The 26,474-nt window shown below is 71.7% G+C and carries 19 protein-coding genes and 2 pseudogenes; 13 read left to right on the forward strand and 8 right to left on the reverse strand.

All coding sequences use genetic code 11. The features are described 5' to 3' along the window. Entirely contained in the window at positions 1–1,266 is a 1,266-nt protein-coding gene (locus AA75_RS08210) for a multidrug effflux MFS transporter (protein ID WP_063794303.1), read from the forward strand. 220 nt (positions 1,267–1,486) lie between these two features. Here the strand turns inward: AA75_RS08210 and AA75_RS51695 are convergent, their stop codons facing one another. The 3 genes and pseudogenes from AA75_RS51695 to AA75_RS08220 all read right to left on the reverse strand — a co-directional run bounded on the left by AA75_RS51695 (position 1,487) and on the right by AA75_RS08220 (position 4,411). Continuing rightward, positions 1,487–3,169, reverse strand: coding sequence for an AfsR/SARP family transcriptional regulator (locus AA75_RS51695; RefSeq protein ID WP_233288965.1), 1,683 nt, complete (start codon positions 3,167–3,169; stop codon positions 1,487–1,489). 16 nt (positions 3,170–3,185) lie between these two features. Next, positions 3,186–3,863: pseudogene (locus AA75_RS51700) on the reverse strand (metal-dependent transcriptional regulator); the annotation flags it as partial. A gap of 8 nt (positions 3,864–3,871) precedes the next feature. Further along, complete coding sequence (locus AA75_RS08220) at positions 3,872–4,411, reverse strand: YbhB/YbcL family Raf kinase inhibitor-like protein (protein WP_033819152.1); 540 nt, start codon at positions 4,409–4,411, stop codon at positions 3,872–3,874. A 160-nt stretch (positions 4,412–4,571) separates the two neighbouring features. Between AA75_RS08220 and AA75_RS08225 the strand changes: the two genes are divergently transcribed. The 6 genes from AA75_RS08225 to AA75_RS08255 all read left to right on the forward strand — a co-directional run bounded on the left by AA75_RS08225 (position 4,572) and on the right by AA75_RS08255 (position 13,959). Further along, entirely contained in the window at positions 4,572–5,270 is a 699-nt protein-coding gene (locus AA75_RS08225) for a GntR family transcriptional regulator (RefSeq protein WP_033819153.1), read from the forward strand. Positions 5,271–6,182: 912 nt separating this feature from the next. Then, positions 6,183–7,235, forward strand: a complete 1,053-nt coding sequence (locus AA75_RS08235) for an alpha/beta hydrolase (protein ID WP_033819155.1) — start codon at positions 6,183–6,185, stop codon at positions 7,233–7,235. A gap of 699 nt (positions 7,236–7,934) precedes the next feature. Next, positions 7,935–9,398, forward strand: coding sequence for a xanthine dehydrogenase small subunit (locus tag AA75_RS08240; RefSeq protein WP_033819156.1), 1,464 nt, complete (start codon positions 7,935–7,937; stop codon positions 9,396–9,398). Then, positions 9,395–11,836 carry a xanthine dehydrogenase molybdopterin binding subunit gene (xdhB, locus tag AA75_RS08245; protein WP_033819157.1) on the forward strand — a complete coding sequence of 814 codons (2,442 nt, stop codon included), beginning with the start codon at positions 9,395–9,397 and terminating at the stop codon, positions 11,834–11,836. The genes AA75_RS08240 and xdhB overlap by 4 nt, the downstream gene beginning before the upstream one ends. Position 11,837: 1 nt before the next feature. Next, entirely contained in the window at positions 11,838–12,647 is an 810-nt protein-coding gene (gene xdhC / locus AA75_RS08250; RefSeq protein ID WP_149038016.1) for a xanthine dehydrogenase accessory protein XdhC, read from the forward strand. Between the two features lie 373 nt (positions 12,648–13,020). Next, a complete protein-coding gene (locus tag AA75_RS08255) occupies positions 13,021–13,959 on the forward strand; it encodes an MBL fold metallo-hydrolase (protein WP_199520280.1) in 939 nt (312 codons plus the stop codon). 73 nt (positions 13,960–14,032) lie between these two features. Here the strand turns inward: AA75_RS08255 and AA75_RS08260 are convergent, their stop codons facing one another. Continuing rightward, entirely contained in the window at positions 14,033–14,818 is a 786-nt protein-coding gene (locus tag AA75_RS08260; RefSeq protein ID WP_149038017.1) for a hypothetical protein, read from the reverse strand. 73 nt (positions 14,819–14,891) lie between these two features. Continuing rightward, a complete protein-coding gene (locus AA75_RS08265) occupies positions 14,892–15,857 on the reverse strand; it encodes a helix-turn-helix transcriptional regulator (RefSeq protein WP_233288963.1) in 966 nt (321 codons plus the stop codon). A gap of 138 nt (positions 15,858–15,995) precedes the next feature. On the opposite strand from AA75_RS08265, the gene AA75_RS08270 reads away from it, so the two are divergent. Further along, positions 15,996–16,583, forward strand: coding sequence for a YbhB/YbcL family Raf kinase inhibitor-like protein (locus AA75_RS08270; protein ID WP_082526339.1), 588 nt, complete (start codon positions 15,996–15,998; stop codon positions 16,581–16,583). Between the two features lie 87 nt (positions 16,584–16,670). On the opposite strand, the gene AA75_RS08275 is transcribed toward AA75_RS08270, so the two are convergent. Further along, positions 16,671–19,586, reverse strand: a complete 2,916-nt coding sequence (locus tag AA75_RS08275) for a BTAD domain-containing putative transcriptional regulator (RefSeq protein ID WP_051812003.1) — start codon at positions 19,584–19,586, stop codon at positions 16,671–16,673. A gap of 298 nt (positions 19,587–19,884) precedes the next feature. On the opposite strand from AA75_RS08275, the gene AA75_RS08280 reads away from it, so the two are divergent. Genes AA75_RS08280 through AA75_RS51705 form a run of 5 tightly spaced genes read left to right on the forward strand, consistent with a single transcriptional unit; the run spans position 19,885 to position 23,811 of the window. After that, positions 19,885–20,856, forward strand: a complete 972-nt coding sequence (locus tag AA75_RS08280) for an ABC transporter ATP-binding protein (protein WP_082526340.1) — start codon at positions 19,885–19,887, stop codon at positions 20,854–20,856. Next, complete coding sequence (locus tag AA75_RS08285; protein WP_199520281.1) at positions 20,853–21,602, forward strand: ABC transporter permease; 750 nt, start codon at positions 20,853–20,855, stop codon at positions 21,600–21,602. The genes AA75_RS08280 and AA75_RS08285 overlap by 4 nt, the downstream gene beginning before the upstream one ends. A 14-nt stretch (positions 21,603–21,616) precedes the next feature. Then, positions 21,617–22,741 (forward strand): sensor histidine kinase, encoded by a 1,125-nt coding sequence (locus tag AA75_RS08290; RefSeq protein WP_199520282.1) that lies wholly within the window; start codon positions 21,617–21,619, stop codon positions 22,739–22,741. Next, positions 22,738–23,340 carry a response regulator transcription factor gene (locus AA75_RS08295; protein ID WP_033819161.1) on the forward strand — a complete coding sequence of 201 codons (603 nt, stop codon included), beginning with the start codon at positions 22,738–22,740 and terminating at the stop codon, positions 23,338–23,340. The genes AA75_RS08290 and AA75_RS08295 overlap by 4 nt, the downstream gene beginning before the upstream one ends. A 9-nt stretch (positions 23,341–23,349) precedes the next feature. Then, a complete protein-coding gene (locus tag AA75_RS51705) occupies positions 23,350–23,811 on the forward strand; it encodes a hypothetical protein (RefSeq protein ID WP_233288964.1) in 462 nt (153 codons plus the stop codon). 92 nt (positions 23,812–23,903) lie between these two features. On the opposite strand, the pseudogene AA75_RS08305 reads toward AA75_RS51705, so the two are convergent. Then, positions 23,904–24,341 (reverse strand): annotated as a pseudogene (locus AA75_RS08305) (IS30 family transposase); the annotation flags it as partial. Between the two features lie 73 nt (positions 24,342–24,414). Beyond that, positions 24,415–25,839 carry a reverse transcriptase domain-containing protein gene (locus AA75_RS08310; protein WP_051812004.1) on the reverse strand — a complete coding sequence of 475 codons (1,425 nt, stop codon included), beginning with the start codon at positions 25,837–25,839 and terminating at the stop codon, positions 24,415–24,417. Positions 25,840–26,474 lie beyond the last annotated feature (635 nt).

The following is a 26,474-nucleotide window of genomic DNA, read 5'->3' on the forward strand; positions in this document are numbered from 1 at the left end:
ATGAGCAACGACGCCGCCGACCGACACACCCGATTCATCGTCCTGCTCGCAGCGCTCGTGGCCCTGGGACCACTGTCCATCGACGGCTACCTGCCCGGACTGCCGGACCTCGCCGGCGACCTGCGCGCCGGCGCCGCGGCCACCCAGCTCACCATCACCGCCTGCCTGGCCGGGCTGGCCATCGGGCAGCTGATCGCCGGGCCGCTGAGCGACACCTACGGCCGGCGGCGTCCGTTGCTGGCGGGCCTCGCCCTCTACACGATCGCCAGCGCGCTCTGCGCGGTGGCACCCGACGTCCGGACCTTCGTCGGCCTACGCCTGGTCCAGGGCATCGGCGGGGCGTTCGGCATCGTCATCGCCAACGCCATGGTCCGCGACCGCACCTCCGGAACCCGCACCGCACGTCTCTTCTCCGCACTGACCTTGATCACCGGCCTGGCGCCGGTGTTCGCGCCGGTCCTCGGCGGCCAACTGCTGCGCGTCACGGCCTGGCCGGGGATCTTCGTGGCCCTGGCCGTACTCGGCGCCGTGATGCTGGCGGCCTGTTCCGCAGGACTGCCGGAGACCCGGCCCTCCGCGTCACGCCAGCCGCTGCCGGCTGTCGTCGGGCAGCTGCTCGGCGACCGGGTCTTCACCGGGTACGTCCTGGCCAACGGCCTGGTCTTCGCGGCGATGTTCGCCTACATCTCCGGCTCGCCGTTCGTCCTGCAGGAAATCCACGGCCTGTCACCACAGCAGTACAGCGCCGTGTTCGCCGTCAACGCCGCCGGACTCATCGCGGCCGCCCGGATCAGCGGCCGGCTGGTGGCCCGGGCCGGCGCCCGCGTGCTGCTGCGCGCCGGTCTGCTCGGCGCGACAGCCGGTGGCACCACGGTCCTGGGCGCGGTGCTGACCCGGGCACCCCTGCCCATGCTCCTGATCGGCCTGTTCGTCCTGGTCTCCAGCGTGGGCCTGGTCATGCCGAACGCCGCGGCCCAGGCCCTGGCCGACCACGGCGGACACGCCGGGTCGGCCGCCGCCCTGCTCGGCTTCAGCCAGTTCATGTTCGGCGCGGCACTTGCTCCGCTGGCCGGCGCGGGTGGCGCCACCGACGCCCTGCCGATGGGAATCATCGTCGCCGTGCTGCCGGCGCTCGCCCTGCTCACACTCGGCGTCCTCACCCGGTCGACGCCCGGTGAGCGCACCCGCAGGCCGGCTCGCCGAGGACCTGCCGGGCACCGGCGACCGCGCCGGCACATCGATCGCGGACGAGCCGGCATCCGGTGAATCGGGCCGGCGGGCCCGGGCCGCGGTCCTCCGGCACGATCACCTCAAGCTCCTCGCGACGCGCGGGCACGAGGGTTGAGCAGGTGGATCACCACGCGTGGCGCCGAGGCCGTCGCGACTGCCTCGTGCGGCCACAGACGCCCCTGAATGTCATGGCGACCTGATCCCGCGGGCCGTGAGGTGAGCGCGGACGGGCCCGGGGCTCGCGGACGGCGGTCGCTCACCCCGTTCCGGCGCATGCCTCCGCCTCTGCCAGGTACCGCGCCACCGGGCCCAGGGTCAGCATGCCGCTGGCGGCGCCGGCGTGTTCTGCACAGGCATCACGCAGGGCAGCCGCAGCGCGGGCGGCGATTCCGCGCTCGCCGAGGCGTACGGCGGCACGGGCGGTCAGGCACCACATGGCCTCCTGCATGTGGTCACGCGGTGGTTCGGGCACCGCGGCGAGGGTGGCACGGGCCTCCTCGACCCGGTCCTGGGCGAGCAGCACGAGGGGGCGCGTCCACGGCCTGTACGGGCCCCAGTCGAGGTGCTGGTCGGTGGGCGCGGGCCGGTCGTGCAGCAGGCGCAGTCCCAGCAGGGCGAGCGGAAGAAGGCCGCGGTGCAGCCCCGGCATTCCGGCCGTCCGGAGGGTGTCCTCGGCCGCGCGGTAGTGCGCCGCTGCCGTGGCGGCGGTCGGTCCGCCGGGTTCGGCGCTGCGGGCGGCCGCGGCCCGGGCCCTGAACCACCCGGTGAGGACGGGGACGAGGGGCGCCTCGGTGGTGGCGGCGAGCCGGTCGGCTGCATCGGCGTGCGAGGTCGCGGCCTCGAGGTCGCCGAGGGCCGAGGCGGATTGCAGGCGGACGAGTCGGCCGAGTACGGCGAAGTTCGGCAGCTCGTGCCGGGTGGACAACTCGAGGATCTCGGCCCCGGTCCTGTCCCGTGCCGCCGCGAGCCCGGGGCCGCTGAAGGACTGCAGGAACACCCCGTTGAGGGCGAAGGCCAGCAGGGCTGGATCGGCCAGATCCCGTGCCAGCTCCTCCGCCTGACGCGCCGCCTGTTGCGCGTGCTCCAGCTCGGTCCCGGACAGATCGGCGCTGCGGCTCTCGACGGCGACCGTGGCCAGGAGGCGGGCGCGCAGGTCGGCGGGGCCGCCTGGTCCGAGCCCGGTGAGCGTGCGCTCGGCAGCAGCGACGACGGCGCGGGACTGCTCCGGGTCATCGGCCCGGCTCCAGATGGCGGGCACGTCGTAGGCGCCGATGATGCGGGCGGTCAGAAAGAGGTCGCCCGTGCGTTCCGCTGCCTCGATGGCGGCGAGGCGATCGCGCCGCGAGTGGACGAGGGCGTCGCCACCCGCCAGTGCGAGGGTGCGGGCCAGATCCACGGTGGTGCGCGGGCCGAGCCGGACACCAGGGCCGGTCCACGCGGCATGTGCTCCTTCGGCGCGCGCGGACCCGTTGAGGATGTCCCTCTCCAGACGCTGAAGGTCGCCACCGGGGTCGAGTCCGAGTTGGCCGACGAGCATCGCGCGGGCGCGGCGGAGGGCGGCCAGCGCGTCGGCCCGGCGGCCCGCGCGGTACAGCGCGCGGGCAACCAGCTCCCAGGCCGGCTCGCGCCACGGGTGTTCGGCGACATGGGCCCCCAGTTCGGCGACGAGATCCGCCCCTTCCCCGGAGTCGAGGAGGATGCGGGCGCGCAGTTCCACCCCGTCCAACCTGAGCTCCTCCAACCGGGTTTGCTCGCGCTGCGCCCATGGGGAGCCGGTCACATCGGCGTAGGCGGGTCCGCGCCAGGCCGCGAGTGCCGTGCCGAGGTCGGTCACCGCGTCGGGGGTGCGGCGGGCCCGGGCCAGGGTGTCCTGGAACTGGTGGACGTCCACGTGCTCTCGCGGCAGGCGCAGCGCGTAGCCGGGACCTTCGGTGACGATGACGCGCGGCGGCTTGCGCGGCGGCCCGTGCGGGGAGGTCCGCGGCCCCTTGTGCGGTGGCGACCGTGACGCCGTCGGGCGACGGTGTCACCTGTACGACGGCGCCGGGCTGCACCCCGGCGCGGCGCAGGGTGTGCATCAGCCGGAGATCGGCCTGGATCGGCTCTCCGATGCGGTGTACGACCGCGCTCGCGCCGTCCGGGGCCCGCCCGAAGTCGTCGAGGCTGATCAATCCCTTCGTTCCCTCCCCGGGGGACAGTCCCGTGGTGTTCTTCCTGTCGAGCTCCTCCAGGCCCGGGATCGGGTTGCCGTAGGGGGATGTGGTCGGGTGTTGCAGCACGTGCAGGACACGGCGTTCGACGGCTTCGCTCATCACGTGTTCCCAGCGGCAGGCTTCGGTGTGGGCCTGTTCCCATTCCAGGCCGATCACGTCGACGAGCAGGCACTCGGCGAGGCGGTGCTTGCGCATGACACGTGTGGCCAGTCGGCGGCCCCGGTCGGTCAGTTCCAGGTGCCGGTCGCGGGCGACGTGCAGCAGTTCGTCGCGCTCCATCCGGGCGACGGTCTGACTGACGGTGGGTCCGCTCTGGTTCAGCTGCTCGGCGATGCGGGCACGCAGGGGGACCACGCCTTCCTCCTCGAGTTCCAGGATGGTGCGCAGGTACATCTCCGTGGTGTCGATGAGTTGAGACATGCTGCTGGTCAGGCGAGGGTTTCGGCGGTGGCGGTCAGGACGGCGCGGCCGAGGATGTGGCCGGCCATGGTGAAGCCGAGGACGGCGGGGGTGGCGTCGGGGGGGACGCCGATGGTGTCGACGTCGAGGGCGTGCACCACGATGAAGTAGCGGTGCGGGCCGTGGCCGGCCGGCGGGGCGGCGCCGATGAAGCGGGCCATGCGGGCGTCGTTGGGCAGCTGGAACGCGCCCTCGGGCAGGCCGGAGCCGGTGTCGTCGCCGGCGCCTTCAGGCAGCTCGGTGACGGTGGCGGGGATGTCGGCGACCGCCCAGTGCCAGAACCCGGAGCCGGTTGGCGCGTCGGGGTCGTAGACGGTGACGGCGTAGCTACGGGTGCCTTCCGGGGCGCCACTCCAGGACAGCTGCGGAGAGACGTCCTTCCCTCCCGGGATGCCGGAGAGGCCGGAGTACTGCTCGACCGACCATGCGGCGCCGTCGGTGACGGTCGTGCTGGTGACGGTGAAGGACGCCGCCTCCGGGAGGCGGGCGAAGGGGTTGTTGGTGCTCATTGCATCGTTCCTTTTCAGAGCGGGTTGCGGGCGGCCGGCGAAGGGGTCCGCCCGAGTGCCGTCCGGCGCGCAGCGGTGGCGGTGCCGCATGTCGGCGACGACTTCGAATCGACCATAGCAGCAATAATCGATTATTTTCCAGATCGTCTATGGTGGTGGCATGACGACCCACACCGCGGCCGCCTCGGGGAAGCCGATGCTCTCCGAGCAGGTCTACACACGCCTGCGCGACGCGATCATGCGCGGACAGTACGTCCCCGGCGACGCCCTCAAGCCGCAGGAGCTCGCCAAGGAACAGGGCGTGAGCCTGGCCGTCGTGCGCGAGGCGCTGCTGCGGGTGGTCGGCGAGGGCCTCGCCGACCGTCTCCCCAACCGCGGCTTCGCCGTTCCGGCCTTCTCCGACCGCCGCTGGCAGGAGATCGCGGAAGCCCGACGCACCATCGAACCGGTCATGCTGCGCATGTCCATCGAACGCGGCGACGTCGACTGGGAGACCCGCGTGCGGGCCACCCACCACCGGTTGGCCCGCACCCCTGCGTACGCGGAAGGGGAGGGCGAGTACTACAGCGCCGAATGGGCCGAAGCCCACCGCGCCTTCCACCGCACCCTGTTGGAAGGCTGCGGCAACGCCGTCCTGCTGGAGGCCTTCGACCGGATGTGGACCGCAAGCGAGCTGGCCCGCCGCTGGTCGGCGCACCGCGCCCCGGGCCGGGACGGCATCGCCGAACACCGCCGGCTGGAGGAGACAACGCTGGCGCGTGACGCCGACACCGCCGCCGAACTACTCACGCAGCACCTCGCGCTGACCGCGAACGCACTGACCGACTGCCCCGACCACGGACCCGCGAACCACACCTGAGGCCTGGCCCAGCTGGAGGCGTCCCGGACAGGTGAAGTCGCCGGACCTGGTCGCTCCGACCAAAACCCACTTCAAACGCCACAAAGCATCCTCAATCACCAGTACCTGTCGCGTGAGGGCCGCGTCGCCGCCCGGGGACGGCTCAGGCGCATCGACGCCCCGGCGGAGGTCGCGACCGCCTACCGCGGGTTCGCGCACCCGAACCCGCCTGCTGTTGGCGCTCGGCGTCTTCGCACGGCATCTCGGCGTCGGATGGCTGATCTGGGGGCTGGCGACCGCAGTCGGCTGGCAGCTCGTGTTCGCACCTGGGAAGCGCGGCGGCCTGCTGGAGCGCGCCTCTGCCTGACCCGCGCCTCCCAGGACGTCGGTGGTCCCACCTTTTGGGTGGCGTCTCGGCAATCGGGTTTCACGCACCAGGTCGTAAATTGACAGCCTGAGGGCTACCGCCAGCGCTTCGGCCTGGTCGAGACCCAGCGCCGCACGCCGAAGGCGTCCTACACCTGGTACCGCGACCTGATCGCGGTCCACAAGGCGCGGCACGCACGGTAGGTGGGCCTGTGGCCGACCGGCGTGACATGAGAATGGGGACGCAGAGCCCGGCCGCACCGGGCGGCGCCAACGGCGTGCTCGCAGACCTCTTGTGCAGGCTCGAGCCGGGCGGCTCGGTGACGGTCGAGGTCCGACAGCTGCCTGCGGGTGAGCGGGTGGCGTCGGCGTATGCGGGGGCCGAGCGGCAGGTCTCGACGTGCTGACCCGGGTCGAACCGGCAGCCGGGGATGGGGCCGGACGCACGCCTCTCAAGGTCCGCGAGGGTGAGGCGGGCGCGGGCGGAGTCTCTGTTCAAGGTTGCTACCAACCGGTACGTTCGCGGTGGGGAACCCCTACTGCTCGGCGGGCGCGCCAGGAGGCACGATGACGATTCCGTTCCAGGTCCGGGTCCAGGCGGCGGCCGTGAAAGCGGCCTACGCGTTGCCCGGCCCGCTGCGGAGGCTGATCGCGGGCGCGCCGGTGCGGCGGGACGGCCAGGAGCTGGCGCTGGACGCGCAGTTGCTGCTGCGTCTGCAGCAGCTCTCGGGCACCCACCTGGTCAGCCCCGGCGGGGTCGCGCACTCGCGGGCGGCGCTGGATCTGGGGCGGCATCTGGTGAGCGGCGCGCCGATCGAGCCGGTGGCGACGCGGGAGATCCGCATCCCCGTCGAGTACGGCGAGATGCCGGCCACCCTGTACACGCCGGCCGGGCTCGCCGAGCCGTCCGGGCTACTGGTCTTCTTCCACGGCGGCGGCTGGGTGCTCGGTACCCGGACGAGCCACGACAACACCGCGCGGTTCCTCGCCCAGCGGGCGGGCGTGCGAGTGCTGTCCGTCGAGTACCGGCTCGCTCCCGAGCACATCTTCCCCGCGGCCGTGGACGACGCGCTGGCCGCCTTCGACTTCGCCCACGCCAAGGCCGCCGACCTCGGCAGCGACCCGGCGCGGATCGCGGTCGGCGGCGACAGTGCGGGCGGCAACCTGGCCGCCGTGACCGCCCAGCTGGCCGCCCGGCGCGGTGGGCCCATGCCGGTGTTCCAGCTGCTGTTCTACCCGACCACCGACGCGTCGAGGCACCGGCGCTCGCGTGAGCTCTTCGCCGACGGGTTCTTCCTCACCAGCAGGCACATGGACTGGTTCGCCGACCACTACGCGCCCGAAGGCGTGGACCGTACCGATCCCCGGCTCTCGCCGCTGCTCGCCACCGACCTGGCCGGACTGCCGCCCGCGTACATCGCGACGGCAGGCTTCGACCCGCTGCGCGACGAGGGCGAGGCATACGCGCAGCGGCTGGTGGACGCGGGGGTGGTGGTCGCGCTCAGCCGCCAGCCGGACCTCATCCACGGGTACATCAACTTCCTGGGTGTCGGCCGGCGTTTCCGCGAGGCGACGGCGGAGGCGGCCGGTGCGCTTCGGCTGGCGCTGGCAGCGGGCTGAGGTTCGGCGTCTGCCCGGGGCGCTGGCGGGGGCAGGAGTCCGCTCGCCGGCGCGCCTCGGGCGAGCGCTCCGCCGAGTGCTCCGGCCGAGACCGCCGGCCGCGAGCGGGGCCGGAGCGCCAGTGTCCCCACGTCTCTGGCCGCGGAGGACCGCGCCAGCAGTCGCAGCCGGCCGACCAGGAGGCGGCCGAATCGGTGGACCGGACGGAACGTCACGATCCAAGCGTGGGCCGATTCGGGGCACGAGCACTCCCGATGTGATCGCACCGTGGCCCTGTACGCCCCTGGATGATCGACCAGGGTGAGCCTCTTGACCTCGGTGGCCCCAGCCACTAGTTTTCGGTGGAAGTCGACCCATAATCGCCGAAAGGAGGCGACCAGCGGATGTACACCAACTCCGATCTCGGTCGCCTCGCCCGCCGCACGGTCTGGGTTCCGGGGCGGATCGCGCACGGCTGCTGAGTACGCCGTTTCTGATGTGCCCGTGCGTGGCACATCCGGGCCTCCCGTCGCAACCTCCCGGAACGTCGCTGTGGCCTGCCGGCCTGCGCCCGCTCCTCTCACGTGACCTCCCGCCACGCCGCTGTGGCGTGCCATTTTGCGCCCGTTCCTCTCACGTGGCGAGTCTGAATACAGGAAGCTGCCTGAAATTGGCGAAGACGATGAATCGACCGACCGTGCACCGAAACGAAGGCCTGTCATGGTAGCGGCGCGGATCACGGTCAACGGGAAAGAAGCACCGATCTCACCGGCTGCGCCCAACACCACGGTGCTGGCCTTTCTTCGCGAGCGCGGCCTCACCGGCACCAAGGAGGGCTGCGCCGAGGGTGAATGCGGAGCCTGTTCGGTCCTGGTGGCCCGTCCCGGGGTGAACAGGCCCACCGACTGGGTGGCGGTCAACGCCTGCCTGGTCCCGGTCGCGGCGCTCGACGGCCAGGAGATCATCACCTCCGAAGGTCTGGCCACCGCCGGTGAACCCGGCAAGCCGCCCACCCTCCACCCGGTGCAGGAGGAGATGGCGGTCCGCGGCGGCTCCCAATGCGGTTACTGCACACCGGGATTCGTCTGCAGCATGGCTGCCGAGTACTACCGGCCCGACCGCTGCGCGCACGCGGACCCGGCCGACAGTACCGACCACGAGCAGGGTCCGAACGGTTTCGATCTGCACGCGCTGAGCGGAAACCTGTGCCGCTGCACCGGCTATCGCCCGATTCGCGATGCCGCGTTCGCCGTCGGTATGCCCACCGACGAGGACCCGCTGGCACAGCGTCGCGAGCAGTCCCCGCCGGCACCGGTTGCCACCGAATACGCCCAGGACGACAGCGAGTTCCTGCGGAAGAGCACCCTGGCCGAGACACTGCAGCTGCTGCGCGAGCGGCCCGACGCGGTGGTGGTCGCCGGCTCCACCGATTGGGGTGTGGAGGTGAACATCCGTTCCCGCCGGGCGGATTGCGTGATTGCCATCGACCGGCTGTCCGAACTGCGCGAACTGCGAGTCGAATCCGACCACATCGAGATCGGGGCGGCGCTGACGCTCACCGAGATCGAGCGCCACCTCGACGGCGGCATCCCGCTGCTGGCAGAGCTGTTCCCGCAGTTCGCATCCCGGCTCATCCGCAACACCGCGACTCTCGGCGGCAACCTGGGTACCGGCTCGCCCATCGGTGACAGCCCGCCGGTGCTGCTGGCGCTGGAGGCATCGGTGGTGCTCGCCGGTGCCGACGGTCAGCGCGAGGTCCCGCTGGCGGACTACTTCACCGGTTACCGGCAGAGCGTGCGCCGCCCCGGCGAGCTGATCCGCGCGGTGCGCATCCCGCGGCCGCTGTCGCCGGTCACGGCCTTCCACAAGATCGCCAAGCGGCGCTTCGACGACATCTCCAGCGTGGCGATCGCTTTTGCGCTGGACGTCGAGGACGGGATCGTCCGCAAGGCACGCATCGGCCTGGGCGGCGTGGCCGCCACCCCGATCCGCGCGCTCACCACCGAAGCGGCGCTGGAGGGCAGACCGTGGGCGGCGGAGACCGTCGAGGCCGCGGCCCGGGTGCTGCAGGCCGAGGGCACCCCGATGGACGATCACCGCGCCAGTGCCGCCTACCGCTCCGCGATGCTCGGCCAGAGCCTGCTGAAGCTGTACGCACGGACCACCGAGGCGGTGTCGTCATGAGCCAGCTGTCCGAACGCCCCGAAAAGCCCGTCGTCGGCGTCCCGGTGCCGCACGAGAGCGCCGTCCTGCACGTCACCGGCACCGCGCTCTACACCGACGACCTGATCCATCGCACCAAGGACGTACTGCACGCCTACCCGGTCCAGGTCATGAAGGCCCACGGCCGGATCACCGCGCTGCGCACCGAGCCCGCGCTCGCGGTGCCCGGTGTCGTCCGTGTGCTGACCGGTGCCGACGTGCCCGGCGTCAACGATGCCGGGATGAAGCACGACGAACCGCTGTTCCCCGATGAGGTCATGTTCCACGGCCACGCGGTCGCCTGGGTGCTCGGCGAGACCCTGGAAGCGGCCAGGCTCGGTGCGGCGGCCGTCGAGGTGGAACTCGACGAACAGCCCTCACTGATCACCCTGCAGGAGGCGATCGCGGCGGGCAGTTTTCACGGCGCCCGGCCCGTGATGCTGACCGGCGACGTCGACGCGGGCTTCGCCGACTCCGCGCACGTGTTCACCGGCGAGTTCCAGTTCTCCGATCAGGAGCACTTCTACCTCGAGACGCACGCGGCGCTGGCCCACATCGACGAGGCCGAGCAGGTGTTCGTCCAGAGCAGCACCCAGCATCCCTCGGAGACCCAGGAAATCGTCGCCCACGTGCTCGGTCTGCACAGCCACGAGGTGACCGTGCAGTGTCTGCGGATGGGCGGCGGCTTCGGCGGCAAGGAGATGCAGCCGCACGGGTTCGCGGCCGTCGCCGCGCTCGGCGCCAGGCTGACCGGTCGGCCGGTTCGGGTACGGCTCAACCGTACTCAGGATCTGACCATGTCCGGCAAACGGCACGGCTTCAACGCCACCTGGAAGATCGGCTTCGACGCCGACGGCCGCATCCAGGCCCTGGACGCCACGTTGACCGCGGACGGCGGCTGGAGCCTGGACCTCTCCGAGCCGGTGGTGGCCCGTGCGCTGTGCCACATCGACAACACCTACTGGATTCCCAACGCGCGCATCGCCGGTCGCATCGCCAGGACCAACAAGGTCTCCAACACCGCCTTCCGCGGCTTCGGCGGACCGCAGGGCATGCTGGTGATCGAGGACATCATGGGCCGGTGCGCGCCGCTGCTCGGCCTGGATCCGATGGAGTTGCGGGAGCGCAACTTCTACCAGCAGGGTCAGTCGACGCCGTACGGACAGCCGGTCCTCCACCCCGAACGGATCACCGCCGTCTGGAAACAGGTTCAGGACAACGCCGGCATCACCGATCGCAGGCGCGAGATCGCCGCCTTCAACGCCTCGAAGCCGAACACCAAGCGGGCACTTGCGATCACCGGCCTCAAGTTCGGAATCTCGTTCAACCTCACCGCCTTCAACCAGGGCGGCGCGCTGGTGCTGATCTACAAGGACGGCTCGGTCCTGATCAACCACGGCGGCACCGAGATGGGCCAGGGCCTGCACACCAAGATGCTGCAGGTGGCCGCCACCACCCTGGGCATCCCGCTGCACAAGGTGCGGCTTGCCCCGACGCGAACGGACAAGGTGCCCAACACCTCTGCCACCGCCGCCAGCGCCGGGGCGGACCTCAACGGTGCGGCGGTGAAGAACGCCTGCGAGCAACTGCGCGACCGGCTGCTGCAGGTGGCCGCCACCCAGCTGGGTTCGAATGCTTCGGATGTACGCATCGTCGAGGGCGTCGCCCGCGCCCTGGGCAGCGACAAGGAGCTGGCCTGGGACGACCTGGTGCGCACCGCGTACCTCCAGCGGGTTCAGCTGTCGGCGGCCGGTTTCTACCGGACCGAGGGTCTGCACTGGGACGCGAAGGCGTTCAGCGGCTCGCCGTTCAAGTACTTCGCCCATGGCGCCGCCGCGGCCGAGGTGGAGGTGGACGGCTTCACCGGCGCCTACCGCATCCGGCGGGTGGACATCGTGCACGACGTCGGCGACAGCCTGTCCCCGATGATCGACATCGGTCAGGTCGAGGGTGGATTCGTGCAGGGAGCGGGCTGGCTGACGCTCGAGGACCTGCGCTGGGACGCCGGTGACGGGCCGAACCGCGGCCGGCTGCTGACCCAGGCCGCGAGCACCTACAAGCTGCCGAGCTTCTCGGAGATGCCGGAGGAGTTCAATGTCACGCTGCTGGAGAACGCCACCGAAGAGGGCGCGGTGTACGGGTCCAAGGCGGTGGGTGAGCCTCCGCTGATGCTTGCGTTCTCGGTGCGAGAAGCGTTGCGGCAGGCCGCCGCCGCCTTCGGGCCCAGCGGTGTCAGCGTCGAGTTGGCCTCGCCCGCGACGCCGGAGGCGGTCTACTGGGCGATCCACGCGGCTCGCCAGGGCGATGTCTCCCGCAACGGTCACGCCCGCAACGCGTCTGCCACCAACGGCCGGGCCGGAAACGGGCACGTCGCCAGCGGCAGGATCCCATCCGGTGCTGAAGCGTTGAGCGGTGCCTGACATGACGTGGGTCGCCGCGGTGGCACGGCTGCGAGCACGTCGGGAGTCCGGCGTGCTGGTGACCGTCGCGACCGTGCGCGGCCATGCGCCGCGCGACGCCGGCGCGAAACTCGTGGTGGGGCAGACCGAGACGTGGGGCTCGATCGGTGGCGGCAACGTCGAGGCCGTCGCGATCGACCGGGCGCGGGAGCTGATCGCCGAGTCCAGGCCTGAGCCGGAGCTGATCGACTTCGCCCTGAACGACAAGGTGGTCAACCAGCACGGCGTGCAGTGCTGCGGCGGCACGGTCTCGGTGCTGCTCGAACCGCTGCCGACGGTACGAGCGGTGGCGATCTTCGGCGTCGGGCACGTCGGGCTGGAACTGGCGCGCATCCTGGCACGTCAGGACCTCGACCTCCATCTGATCGACACCCGCTCCGACATCCTCACCGAGGAGCGGCTCGACGTGCTGGCAGACGCGGTGGCGCAGGTGACCGTGCATCACACGCCGCTGCTGCCCGAGGAGGTGCTGGCGGAGTTGCCGCGCGGCACCCACGTCCTGATCATGACTCATGATCACGCCGAGGACGCCGCGCTGTGCGACGCCGCCTTGCGCACAACCCATCTCGGCTCCATCGGGCTGATCGGGTCGGCGGCCAAGTGGGTGCGGTTCCGCAAGCGCCTCGCCACCGAGGGCGGCCACGACGAGGCCAGCATCGATCGGATCAAGACCCCGATCGGGCTGGCCGACATCACCGGCAAGGATCCAGCGACCATTGCCGTGAGCGTCGCTGCCGACTTGCTGCGCACCTTCGAAGCCGAAGGGAACTGATTCTCCACTGCGTTCGCGAAGACGGGGTGATCGTTTGCCGGCGACGACAGCACCACCATGCTGTCCTTCCACCGGCCGGACATCGTCGCCGCCGGGGCACTGATCGCTTCGCTCGTCGGTATGGACGTCGAACGGGGCGAGCGGGCAGGTACGTGAGGCACCGGGCCCCGACCCGTCCTCGAGCGGACCGCCGGCAGAGCCTGGTACACGGGATGCGGGCGATGGGCACCTTGTGCGACGCGGTGATCGTCGGTCGGGGGCGCAGCGCGATTGTGTGGCTCCGAGAACGGGCTCGGTGGCCTCCCGGCCGACCTCGTGGCGGGCATGTAGGGGCGACGCCGGTTGGCTGATGACAAATCAGATAAGGATATCCATGAGTGGCTTGAGGGACGAGCACGACGAGCGACTGCGTCGACCGGCGGGAATCAGCTCGATATGGCTGGGTGACACCAAGGTGTCGTACGTGCCCGACGGCGATGTGCGGCTCCGGCCGCTGCAACTGCTCCAGGACACCACGGAGGAGGTGTGGGCCGCACATCCCGAGCACCTGGACGCCACCGGCCGCCTGGTGGGGAGCGTCGGTGGTCTGCTGGTGGAGCACGGCGACCGCGCGCTGCTGATCGACGCGGGCTTCGGCCCGCGGGCGTACGAGGCTCCCGACGGCCCCCTCGGCGCGATCCGGGGAGGTGCGCTGCCGCGCAGTCTGGCCGAACTCGGCTGCAGCCCAGAGGACATCGAAGCGGTGGCATTCACACACCTCCACTTCGACCACCTCGGCTGGGCCTGCCATCCCGCTCCTGGTGGCGAACGGCCCGTGTTCGCCCACGCCGACTACCTGATCTCCGAGCCGGAGTGGGACCGGCGCGACCTCCTGGAGGCCCAGGGCATGGCCGAGCAGGCCGCGGTCCTCGCGCAGCACGTACGGACGATCACGGACGGGCAGGAGGTCTTCCCCGGCGTCCGCGTGCGGGTCGCCTCCGGCCACACCGTCGGGCACGCCGAGTACGTCATCACCGGGGGCGGACGACGCCTGATTGCCTTTGGCGACGCCGTGATCTCGCCGATCCAGATCGACCACCCCGACTGGTCCTCGGCCTTCGACCACGACCCCGCCCTGGCCGCCGACCACCGCCGTCGCCTCGTCGCCGAGCTGGCGGAGCCCGGCACGGTCGGCTTCGGCGTCCACTTCGCCGGCGTGGTGTTCGGACACGTCCAGCTGGATGGAGACGGCCCGGCCTGGCGGCCCCTGGACGCGCCCGAACCCGGAGCGGCCGGGGCGACGCCTCGACGAGCATCGCAGCGTGGACGGTAGCGAACCCCCGCGAGGCGGCGCAGATCAGCGAACAGGCCGAGGTCGGGTTCGGCCCTGCTGTCGGCAGGGCCGGTCAGCTGTGGCTGCCTGCGATGCGGTCGGACTCGAGCGCGGCCAGAATCGCCGTGGTCACGGTGAGCACGGTGTCCGAGTCCTCCTGGGTGAGCTCCGGGAAGTCCTCCAGCAGCTGTTGCGGCAGCGGGCTGCCGAGTGCACCTTCCAGGAGCCGTGACAGGCGGAGCCCTGACTGCCGCATGCACAGACCGACATTCCAGCCGTTCTCGTCCTGTTCGATCGAGACGTGGAGCCGTGCAGCGGCGGCGAGGTTGTCGGGGGTCTCCGATCCGAAGGCCAGCAGCCCGGCCGTCAGGTCCGTGGCGAGTTTCTGCGGTGGCGTTTCAGGGTGGTCGCCCACGGCCGACAGGGCGGCTCGGAACCGGTCCCGTGCGGGATTGGCGACCGCCCGGTCGTTCTTGATCGAGGGTGATCCCAGCGCCGACAGCACCAGTTTGGCCACCCGGAGGGCGCACTCCCACTCCTGCTGGGGCAGGCCCGGCCACCGCTGTTGCACCTGTTCCGGGACATCGAGGCCGTCCGCGAGCCAGAGGACGTCCACCAGGCGGACATCGCGATCCTTCAGGCAGAGTCCGAGGTTCCGTCGCCCGTACAGGTCCTCTTCGACCGAGACAGCGAGTTGGCCGGCCGCCGCGGCGACGGCGGCCGTGTCGTGGCCGAAGGTGGGCAGTCCCGCCACCACCTGGGCGCCGAGTTGCGCGACGCCGGACTCCCAGTGCTCACCGAGACCGAACAGGGCGGCCCGGAAGCGGGACCGCGCGCTCTGCTGCATCACTGTGTGCATTCTCCTCGGATCACCATGGCGAGGCCATCACCGCGGTCACGTCGTCGGCATTGCCGTCCGTCCGCTGCCGGGTTCAGGAGCGGGCGTGCCGACGGTCGGTGGCGGCGTCGGCTGTGGACGTGCGCGAGGCCAGAGGCCGTACGTCGGGGCGGGGGAGCGAGGTGGCCCGGTGTACCAGCAGGTCGCGTAGGGCGTGTTCGGCGGTGGGGTCGGCGGGGGTGACCACGGTCAGGCACTGGTCGCCGTCCTGGAGGGTGGCCAGCATGTCGTAGCGGACGGTCAGCGGGCCGACCACCGGGTGGTGCAGGCGCTTGGTACCGTGGGCGCGCTGCCGCACCGTGTGGTCGTCCCACCAGGTGCTGAACTCGGCACTCTCCGAGCGGAGTTCGTCGATGACCTGGCGCAGCCTGGGGTCGCCCGGGTGCCTGGCCTGGTTGGCTCGCAGGTGGCCGACGGTCTCGCGGGCGACCCGTGTCCAGTCCAGTTGCATCGCTCGTACCCGCTCCACCAGGAACAGCATCCGGGCGCTGTTGGCCGCCTCGCCGGTGCCGAACTCCTCGCCGAAGAGCGCGGTGGCGGCGGCGTTGTGCGCCAGGACGTCGAAGCGGAAGTCGGTGAGGTACGCGGGCAGCAGCGGCATCCCGTCCAGCAGGACCCGCATCGAGTCCGCGACCGGCAGCGAGGCCTCGGCGCCGACCGGGGACCGGCTGCCGGCGATCACGTGCAGGTGCCGGCGTTCGGCCGGTGACAGCCGCAGCGCCTCGGCGAGGGCGTCGAGCACGGCGGCCCCCGGGGTGCCGACCCGGCCCTGTTCGAGCCGGATGTACCAGTCGATGCTGACGGCGGCGAGCTGGGCGACCTCCTGGCGCCGCAGCCCCGGGGTACGACGCCGGTCCGTGTCCGGGAGCCCGACGTCCTGCGGCCCGAGGCGGGCGCGCACCGCGCGCAGGAACTGGCCCAGCTCGGCGCGCTGAGGGGCCGGTCGGCGGGGCGCCGGTCCGCGCGGTGCCGGTCGGCTGGGTATCGGTCGGTGCTCCACGTCGTCCATCCTCCGGCATCGCCGCGCGATGTCCAGCGCGGGGCCTGGCACCCCGAGTACCAGCATCGGGAGAGCCTTCCCCGGCTGCCCGGTGCCTGGTGATCGTGGGAACCGAGCAACCCGTTCGAGGAGGACCCGATGACCAGCACCACCCGCGCCGCAGCCGATGCCGCTCCCGCCACCACCATCGCGGCCGACCCCGTGGACACGGACGCCTTCGGCTACCGTCCCGTCCGGCGAGGGGTCCCGGAGGGCGTCGCGCGGTTCACCGTGACCAGTCCGGACTTCGACGCCGACGGCGCCCTGCCGGACGACGCCTGGGCCGACGCGTTCGGCTGCGCCGGCCCCAACCGGCAGTTCGAGCTGGCCTGGAGCGGGGCACCGGAGGGCGCCAGGAGCTTTGCCGTCACCATGTTCGACCCGGACGCGCCCACCGGCGCCGGGTTCTGGCACTGGCTGGTCTGGGACCTCCCCGCCGACACCACGGGCCTGGGCCGGCCGCTCCCCGCCGGCGCGGTCGCGGGCACCAACGAGGCCGGCCGGACCGGCTACCTGGGCCCCTGCCCGCCGGTCGGTGACGTCCTGCACCACTACGAGGTCTCGGTGTACGCGCTGGACGTGCCCAGTCTGCAACTGCCGGCCGACACCCCGCCGACCGTCGCCGCCTTCACGATGTCGGGCCACATCATCGCCCGGGCCCGACTGACCGGCACGGCCCGCCGCTGACCGGAAGGGGGGTGCCCGCGGGCACCCCCACCCCGGCCGACCACCCGCGAGTGGCGGCCCGCCCGGCCGCTTCGGACGCCGGCCGGTTCAGAGGCTGTGTGCCGGCAGGGTGGTGCGGGCCGTGGCGCGTACGGGCTTGCTGCTGCGCAGCTCGAGCAGCTTCAGGCGGAGCTGTTCGGCGTCGGGGAGTTGGAGGTCCTGGAAGAGCAGCCGGGCCTGTTCCCAGGCGTCGCGGGCGGACTCGGGGTCGCGGGCGGCGCGGTGGGTCTCGCCGAGGCGGGTGAGGGTGTCGGCCTGGTGCAGGACGTGGCGGTCGCGGCGGAACAGGTCGAGTGCGCGGTGGTAGCACTCGATGGCCTGCCGGTGGTGGCCGAGGTGGTGGTGGGCGTGGCCCAGGCTGTCCAGGCTGGTGGCCTCGAAGTCCTCGGTGTCCAGGCCGTGGTGGAGTTCCAGGGTCTGCCGGCAGGAGTCCAGGGCCTGGCGGTGGTTGCCGAGCCGGGCGTGGATGCAGCCGATGGCGTTGAGGATGCCGGCCTGGCCGCGGCGCTCCCCGGACGCGCGGTACAGCGGCAGGGCCTGGCGGGCCTGGTCGAGCGCCGCCCGGTAGCGGCCCTGGCGGTCCAGCAGGAGGGCGAGGCCGTGGCGGGTGTTGGCCTCGCCGAGCGGGTCGTCGAGACATCGGTAGAGCTCGATGGCGAGGTCGAGGTGGCTGCGGGCGTTCGGGTAGGCCCGTACGAGCAGCGACAGGTGGGCCAACTGGCGGTGCACGCGGGCCTGTTCGGCCAGGTCGCCGAGGCAGCGGGCAGCGGCCAGGGCGCTGGTCCGGACCGCCCGGTAGTCGTGCCATTGCCCCCGGTGTTCCAGGAACACCCCGAGCGGTCGGGCGAGTTGGCAGACCTCGGCCGCCATGCCGCGGGTCTCGGCCTGGGCGAGCGCGGCCAGCAGGACCCGGTGCTCGGTGCTGAACCAGTACCAGGCCTGCTGGCTGTCGGCGAGGGTCTCCGGCAGCACGCCGGGGCCCGGCGGGGAGAGCGGCAACTGCTCGCGGGCCGGGGCCAGTAAGCGGGCGGCGGGATAGGCGGTGTGCAGGTAGTGGTCGAGGGTCCGGCGGGCCACCCGGTGCTGTTCCGCCGGGCTGTCGTGGACGCCGGACTGCTCGGCGGCGTAGGCGCGCAGCAGGTCGTGGCAGGTGTAGCGGCCGGGGGAGGATTCGGTCAGCAGGCAGGCGCGGGCGAGCTCGTCCAGGGCGGTGCGGGCCTGTTCGCGGGTGACGGCGGCGAGGCTGGCCGCGGCCGGCACGGTGATGTACGGCCCGGGGTGCAGGCCGAGGAAGCGGAACATCCGGGCGGTGGCCGGGGCGAGGGTCCGGTAGGACCAGGAGAAGACTGCGCGGGCGTTCGAGGTCACGTCGCCGGTGTCGAGGGCGGCCAGCCGGTTGTGGTCCTGGCGCAGTTGGGCGGCGAACACGGCAAGGGAGAAGGCGGGTTGGGCGGCCGCGTTGGCGGCGGTGATGTTGAGGGCCAGCGGCAGCCGGGCGCACAGGTCGATCAGTTCCCCGACGCTCGCCGGCTCGGCGGCGACCCGCCGCGCGCCCAGTCGGCGGGCGAGCAGGTCGCGGGCCTCCTGCGGGGTGAGCAGGTCCAAGGTGAGGCTGTGGGCGCCGTCGCGGGCGACCAGGCCGGCGAGCTGGCTGCGGCTGGTGACCAGGACCATGGAACCGGCCGAGCCGGGCAGCAGCGGGCGGACCTGCTCCGGGTCGCAGGCGTTGTCGAGCACCACCAGCATCCGCCGGCCGGCCATCAGGCTGCGGTACAGCCCGGTCTGCGCCTCGTGGTCGGCCGGGATCTGCGCGGCCGGTACCCCGAGTGCGTCGAGGAACCCGCGGATCGCGGTCCCGGCGGGCACGGGGGTGCCGGTCGGGTCGAAGCCGCGCAGGTTGACGTAGAGCTGGCCGTCGGGGAAGTTCCCGGCCGCCCGGTGGGCCCAGTGCACGACCAGGGCGGTCTTGCCGATCCCCGCGGTGCCGCCGATCGCGGCGACCACCATCGAGCGGCCCGCCTGTCCGGCCAGGGCACTCAGTTCGTCGAGCTGTCCGGCACGCCCGGTGAAGTGCACCAGGTCGTGCGGCAGTTGGGCGGGTACGGGCATCGGGCTGGCGGCGGCGCCGGCCTGTGCGGGTGCGGCCGGCGGCCGGGCGGGCGCGGGCAGCGGGGCGGCGGCGCCCGGCGCCGCTGGTACGGGTGGCAGCAGGGAGGGGTCCGCGTTCAGGATGCGCCGGTGCATGGCGTGCAGTCCGGGGCCGGGGTCGACGCCGAGCTCGGCCCGCAGCAGCCGTTCGGTCTCGCGCAGCACGCTGAGCGCCTCGGCCTGTCTGCCCGCGCCGTAGAGCGCGTGCATCTGGAGTTCGCGCAGTTGCTCGCGCAGCGGGTGTTCGGTGACGAGTGCGGCGAGTTCGGCGGCGGCGTGGTCGTACCGGCCGAGGGCCACGGCGCAGGCGAGGCGCTCCTCCTGGGCGCTCAGCCGCAGCTCGTTCAGCCTGGTGCGCTGGGCGTCGGCGTAGGGGCCTGGGACGCCCGCGAGCGCGGTCCCGGTCCACAGGGCCAGGCCCTCGGCGTACTGGCCGACCGCTCGGGCCGGGTTGCCGCCGGTGCGTGCGGCGCGTCCCTGGGAGAGCAGGTGGCCGAAGCGGGTCAGGTCGCAGCGCCGGGGTCCGGCCTCCAGGACGTACCCGCCGCCGACGGACCTGATGTGGCCGCTCCCGGCGCGGCCCAGGACCAGCCGGAGCCGGTAGATGTAGGTGCGCACCAGCCGGGTGGAGGTCGCGGGGGCGGTCTCCCCCCAGACGTCGTCGACCAGGCCGTCCAAGGTGACGTGGGCGCCCTTGCGCAGCAGCAGTGCGGCCAGGACGGCCCGTTGTTGGGGCTGTCCGAGGTCCAGCTCGGTGTCCCCCCGCCAGGCCCGTACCGGGCCCAGAACCGCGAATCGTACGTCTTCGTCGTGCATGCCGCACCCCCAGTCCAGCGCCCCCCACGCCGCCCCCGCTGGCACGGTCTGCCCTTGGCTGCCTGACGTGGTCGGGTGAGACGCAGTATCCGACAGACCGGATCATAAATACATGAATATGAACAAAATATGTATCACCGGAGCGGGCGGGCGCAGCACTCCCGACAGGACGTACCCAGCCGTACCGGAACGCACCCTCCCGCGGACGGCCGGCCCCGCATCGTTGACATTTGTCATCACCGGCCGGTGACGGGCCATCACTACCTCCTCCCGCGGCCGGAAGGGGAGCATGGTGGGCATGGGAACGACAGCGGCAGTACTGACCGCCGAAGGACTCCGGTACCGCTACGGGGAGACCGTCGCACTGGACGGCGTGGACCTCGGAGTGGACCCGGGGGAGTGCGTCGCCCTCCTCGGGCCGAACGGAGCAGGCAAGTCGACCCTGGTCACGCTCGCCGTCGGGCTGCTGACCCCGCAGCAGGGCACGGTCCGCATCCTGGGCAGCGACCCGCGCCGCGCGGCGACCCGCCGACGCCTCGGCGTGGCACAGCAGACCCTCGGCTTCCCGAACACCCTCACCGTCCACGAGCTGGTCACCGGCGCCGCCGTACGCGGCGGACTGCGCGCGGCCGCGGCCGGCCCGGTCCTGGACGAGCTCGGCCTGGCCGACCTGCGGCGCAGGCGGGTCGCCAAGCTCTCCGGCGGCCAGAAGCAGCGCGTACAGCTGGCGATGGCGCTGGTCACCGAACCGGCCCTGCTGGTGCTCGACGAACCGACGGTCGGTCTGGACACCGTGGCCCGCCGGCACTTCTGGCAGATCCTGGCCCGGCGCCGGGAACAGGGCACCGCGGTCCTGGTCACCACCCACCTGATCGAGGAGTCCGCCGCGGTCGCCGACCGCGTGGTGGTGCTCGACCGCGGCCGGGTCCTGGCGGACGCACCGCCCGACGAACTGGTCACGCGGCTGCCGGACCGCACCGTCACCGTCCGGACCGGCCTCGACCGGTCCGAACTGGAGCAACTACCGGGAGTACTGTCCGTGACCCCTGAGCACGAGCTGTCGCGCATCCAGACCCGCTCACCCGAGGACCTGCTGCGCGTCCTGCTCGACCGCGACCCGCACCTGTCCGACCTGCGGGTCCAGGACGCCGGACTGGAGGAGGCGGTGCTCGCGCTGACGGACCGCGCGGACGAAGGCACGGATGCCACCGGCACGGACGGCGGGTACGGCAGGGACGGTTCGCAGCGGGCGGCGGAGGTGACCGGGTGAACGCCGGGCTGACGGTACGGGTGTTCGGCGTCGAGCTGCGCGACGAGCTGCGCGCGATCGTCCGGGAACCCACCTCCCTGTTCTTCAGCATCCTGATGCCGGTCGGCTTCTTCGTCCTGTTCAACCTGCTCTACGGGCACGACACCACCCAGGGGATCTCGGCCGGCACCGCCATGGTCGCCACCTTCGGCACCTACGGCGTGATCACCGTGGCCGCGCTGCAACCGGGCATCGGCGTCGCCCAGGACCGCGACCTGGGCTGGCTGCGGATGAAACGGGTCTCCGCGGTGCCGATCGGCATCAGCCTCGGCGCGAAGGCGATGGCCGCACTGCTGTACGGGGTCGGCGTGCTGCTGCTGATGGGGGTGGCGGCCGCCGCGTTCGGCACCCTGCACGCCTCGGTGTGGGCGATGCTGCGGGTCGCGCTGGTGCTGCTGCTGGGCACCGTCCCGTTCACGCTGATCAGCGTCGCGGTCGGGCTGCGCTTCCGTACCAACGCGACGATCGCGCTGCTCAACGCGCTGCTCTTCCCGCTCGCGGTGCTGTCCGGCCTGTGGATCCCGATCCAGTTCCTGCCCCATGTGATGCGGCAGATTGCCAAGTTCCTGCCCACCTACCACCTCGCGCAGCTCGGGCTCTCGCAACTCGGCCACGGCCCGGTCCTGCTCCACGTCCTCGCCCTGTTGCTGACCACGCTGGGAGCGGCGGGGGTTGCCGTGATGGCCTATCGTCATGCCCGGATATGAGTACCGACCATGAGGTGAGCACCCGTCAGGAACCCGCTCCCGGGTCCGTCGCCGCCAGGCTGCGGACCTGGGAGTGGGTGTACCTGGGCTACCTGCTCTTCGTGCTGGTGCAGCCCTACTTCGCCCCCGAGGGGTCGTGGTGGGAGTGGCCGCTGGCCGGCGGGGTGTGCGTGGCGACGATCGCGCTGTACGGGGCGAAGCTGCTGCGCGGCCCGGCCGCCGGGCACGTCTGGACGGCGATCGTGCCGATGACGGTGGTCGGCGCGCTGGCCACACCGTTCAACACCAACGCGAGCCTGGTGTTCGTCTACGCGGCGGCCGTCGCGGGCGACACCCTGCCGTGGCGCGACGCGCGGCTGTGGTTCACCGGGCTGACGGTGCTGAACACCCTTGCCGCGCTGGTCTCCTGGGTGCCGATGCCGTACCGGCTGTGGGGCTTCGTGTCGGCGTCGGTGCTGATCTGGGTGATCGGGCTGCTGGAGCTCAAACAGCGCGACCGGCAGCAGGAGTTGGAGAACCAGCGGCTGCGCACCGCGCAGGTCGAGCTGCTGGCGACGCTCGCCGAACGCGAACGGATCGCCCGGGACCTGCACGACCTGCTCGGGCACTCGCTGACCGCCGTCGTGATGCGCGCCCAGCTGACCAAGGAACTGGTCCTGGCCGACCCGCAGCGGGCGCGCGCGGAGGCGGAGGAGATCGAACGCAACGCCCGGGAGGCGCTGGCCGCGGTGCGCAGCACCGTCACTGGCTGGCGGCAGACCAGCATCCGCGCCGAACTGGAGGCGGCCCGCCGGGCGCTCGCGGGGACCGGCGTCCGGCTGCGGGTCGACTACGACGACGGGCTGATCCTGGTCGCGGCCGCCGAGCACGAACTCGGGCTGGTGCTGCGGGAGGCCGTCACCAACGTTGCCCGGCACGCCCGGGCCTCCACCTGCCGGATCGGGCTGGGACTGGACGTGGACGAGGAAAGGGTGCGCCTGGTGATCGCGGACGACGGGATCGGCGGCACGGCCCCGGAAGGCACCGGGCTGACCGGGGTACGGGAGCGGATCGCCAAGCTCGGCGGCGCGGTGCAGCGCACCGGCTCGGCCGGCACCACGCTGACCATCACGGTGCCGCGTCAGGCGGCGGCCCGGTGATCCGGGTGGTGCTGGCCGAGGACCAGAGCATGGTGCTGGGCGCGTTCGCGGCGCTGCTCGACCTGCAGCCGGACATCACCGTGGTGGCGACCGCCACCAACGGCGACGACGCGCTGGCCGCGGTCCGCGCACACCGTCCGGACGTGCTGGTGACCGACATCGAGATGCCCGGCCGCACCGGCCTGGAGCTCGCCGCGGAGCTGAACACCCTCGGCGACCCCACCCGGGTGCTGATCGTGACCACCTTCGCCCGCAGCGGCTACCTGCGGCGCGCGGTCGACGCCGGGGTGGCCGGCTACGTCCTCAAGGACGCGCCGATCGGCGAACTGGCGGGCGCCCTGCGCCGGGTCCACGCGGGCGAACGCGTGGTCGCCCCTGAGCTGGCGGTGGCCGCCTGGGACGCGGCCGACCCGCTGACCGAGCGGGAGCGCGAACTGCTGCGCGCGGTCGCGGACGGCGCCAGCAACGTCGAGATCGCGGCCCGGCTCTTCCTCGCCGAGGGCACCGTCCGCAACTACCTGTCCAGCGCGATGGCCAAACTCGGCGCCCGCAACCGCACCGAGGCGGCCCGGACGGCACTGACCCGCGGCTGGCTGTAGGCGGCGCGGGTGCTGTTCGCACTGATCGTCAACAGGGCGCTGGCCCGTCATCGAAGCTTGCCACCCCCATCGAAAATCACCTATGGCGCCGACGTCGACGGTTTGGCGGCCATCGATGACTATGCCTGCTGCCGCGCGACGGACTGGCTCGCGCGGAAATGGCTGGTGCACTCGCCGCAGCGGGATTCAGCCCCAAGATCGGTGGTGCCGAGTCGGTGCCGCATGCTCTCCGTCCTTGGCGGGCCGGCTGCCGGGACTATTCGCGCTGCCATAGCACGGTCAGGGGCCACCAAGGAGCTCGTCGGCCACACCCACATCGGAGTCACCGCCACCGGCTACGCCCACGTCCGCCTGCGCCTCCAGCGCGACGCCATCGACCTTCTCGGCCGCACCCTCGGCAGGCCCTCCGAGACCGCCCCCGACCCCGACGACAGCGACGAACCGCCACTTTGTGCAGCACCCGTCCGCTGACGTTGCCGTCAACGACTGGCGTCAAAACCCCCAGAGCCCCCACCAGAATCTGGGCGGTTTCTAGGGGTTGTTGCAACACGTGGTCAGTTTGATCAGGCCGCGAGCAGTTTATGCAGGCGCTCGGCTGGGGTTTCCCAGCCGAGCGTTTTGCGTGGGCGGCCGTTGAGTTCGGCGGCGACGGCTGTGAGGTGTTCGGGGCCGTGGGCTGACAGGTCGGTGCCCTTGGGGAAGTACTGCCGCAGCAAGCCGTTGGTGTTCTCGTTGGAGCCGCGCTGCCAGGGGCTGGCCGGGTCGCAGAAGTAGACCGGGACGCCGGTGGCGACGGTGAACGAGCCGTGGGCAGCCATCTCGCTGCCCTGGCCCCAGGTCAGCGAGCGCACCAGGTGTGTCGGCAGGGTTTGCGCGGTTTCCACCAGGGCGTCACGGACCTGCTCGGCGCTGCGGCCGTTCGGCAGGTGCAGGAGCATCACATAGCGGGTGGCCCGTTCGACCAGGGTGCCGATCGCGGACCGGCCGGTCCCAATGATCAGTCGGGTAGCCGGGGCCCACTCCTGGGACCCCGGCCCCCTCAGAACCGTGCAAGCAGCTTTCACCGCACACGGCTCAAGCAAGCCCCAGGGGCTCTCGGGCAGGCGAAGGCTCGGGACGTGTCAGCTCGACGGCTCCGCTCCGCCGTTGACACTGGGTGTGGAGGAGACGGATTCGTTGATCGCCCGGCGTGCTCCCGCCCAGGAACGCGACGTACTGCTTGGAGATCGCCTTCCTGATGACGGCCCGCCACGTCTCCCACTCCTGAGGGCTTCGCGGCGGGTGGTCGGCGTGCAGCAGGAGCCCTCCGCAAGCTGGGCAGCGACCGCGCTGAGCCTGAAGCAGGCGCACGGTCATACCGTCCACCGGCGGAGGCGGTCCCTTGCGACGCCGCGCGGCCCAGTACGACTCCAGGGCCGGGTCATCCGGAGACGCCCTGCCCTTGACCAACTGGTGCCGGACGATCTTCGTCCAGGAGAACTTGAGCAGGTAGGCGCCGCTGTCGCGGTTGCCGAACACCCACCGGTCCTTCCTGGTCTTGTTGAACCGGCCGAAGTACTTGCTTGAGACCCAGTGCTTCGGCTTGTTCGGGTGGCTGTGCTTGGCCCACTTGCAGGCGAGCGTCCACATGTAGTTGTCCAGCGCCGTGAAGACCTCGCTGGACACCACCGTCCGGTAGTAGGCCGACCAGCCCCGCACGATGGGGTTGATCTTCTTGAGCACGCCCGCAGCGTTGGCCCCTCGCAGGGCCAGCATCTCGGCGTGCAGCCGTTCCCGGATCCGTCGTTGCGCCGCTGTGCTCGGCTTGATCAGCAGTTTGCCGTGATACCGGCGGACGTTGAACCCCAGGAAGTCGAACCCGCTCTCCGCGTGGACGATGCGTGTCTTGTCCTCGTGGAAGGCGAGCCCCCTGGGCGTCAGCCATGCGGCCAGCCGTTCCTTGACCAGTTCGGCCTGCTCACGGCTGGTGCACATCGCGACAAAGTCGTCTGCGTATCGCACCAGCACGGGGCTTCCGCTCTGCGCACTGCCGGCGTCTCGGCCGGCGGTGAAGTAGCGGACCCCTGCGGCTTCCTCCATCCCGTGCAGGGCCACGTTGAAGAGCAACGGGCTGATCACCCCGCCCTGCGGAGTTACCTCCTCGGTCGGGGCGAACCGACCCTTGTCCACGACCCCGGCCTTCAGCCACTGCCGGACCAGTCCCCGGGCGGGGAAGGTGCCGAGCGCGGCCATCAGCCGGGCGTGGTCGATTCCGTCGAACGCCGCCGTCAGGTCCGCGTCGAGCACCCACACACGCTGCGGGTTCTTCCCGTTCAGCGTGGAGTAGATGGCCCCGATCGCGTCGTGGCAGCCGCGGCCGGGCCGGAAGCCGTACGACTCCTCGGCCCGGCGCCAGTCGATCGACGCCCAGTCCGGATGTCCGCCCTCGGGTCCGTTCACCGTCGCGGCAGCAGCCGGGACGGCCGAGACCGCTCCGTCCGCATCCGTCTTGGTGTCCAACTTGTCCCTCGGTTCCGTTGTCTTTGTCCAGTGAGTCCACACAGGCTCACCCGGCCCACGTCAGCACCCTCTCGGGTCCAGGCAGCAGCCTGTATCCGGACGGTTATGCGAGGCGACCGGCGGAGAGGCCGATCATGCTGCCCCGGGTTCCCGTTTCCTTTCGGCTTCCAGCGTTCGCTTCTTGGGCCATCCTGTTCCCGCTGGGGAGTTGAGCCTTCCTCACGGTCGGCCGACCGAGCCACGCAGGCTCGGACCCCAACGGGGTTTCCACGTTCCACACGAGTGAGATACGACCGGGGGGGGCTCTCTTTACCCCGAGGCGGCGGTGTCCACCTGGCCGGAGTGACCTCTACCGGCCAGCGCCTGCCGCTTCTCAGCGGCCAGCCATGCACCCCGCTGGTGCTTTCCATCGGCGGGGCTTGGGATCACGAGGCATCAACGAGAGTTCACTTGCGTTCACCCGTCCGGTCTTCCCCTTGCCGGTAACTCCCGGATGGAACAGGAGTCCTTGGGCTTTCCCCTGAGCTTCGCACCACGCCGTTACCGGCATCGCACGTCAAGGGCGGGGACGGGTCATACGGACACGTGGGCTTTACCCAAAGCCGGGTAGTTAAGGGATTTCCGCTGGTGGCAAG

The sequence above is a fragment of the Kitasatospora sp. MBT63 genome (assembly GCF_000710465.2).
In the GTDB taxonomy this organism is placed as follows: domain Bacteria; phylum Actinomycetota; class Actinomycetes; order Streptomycetales; family Streptomycetaceae; genus Kitasatospora.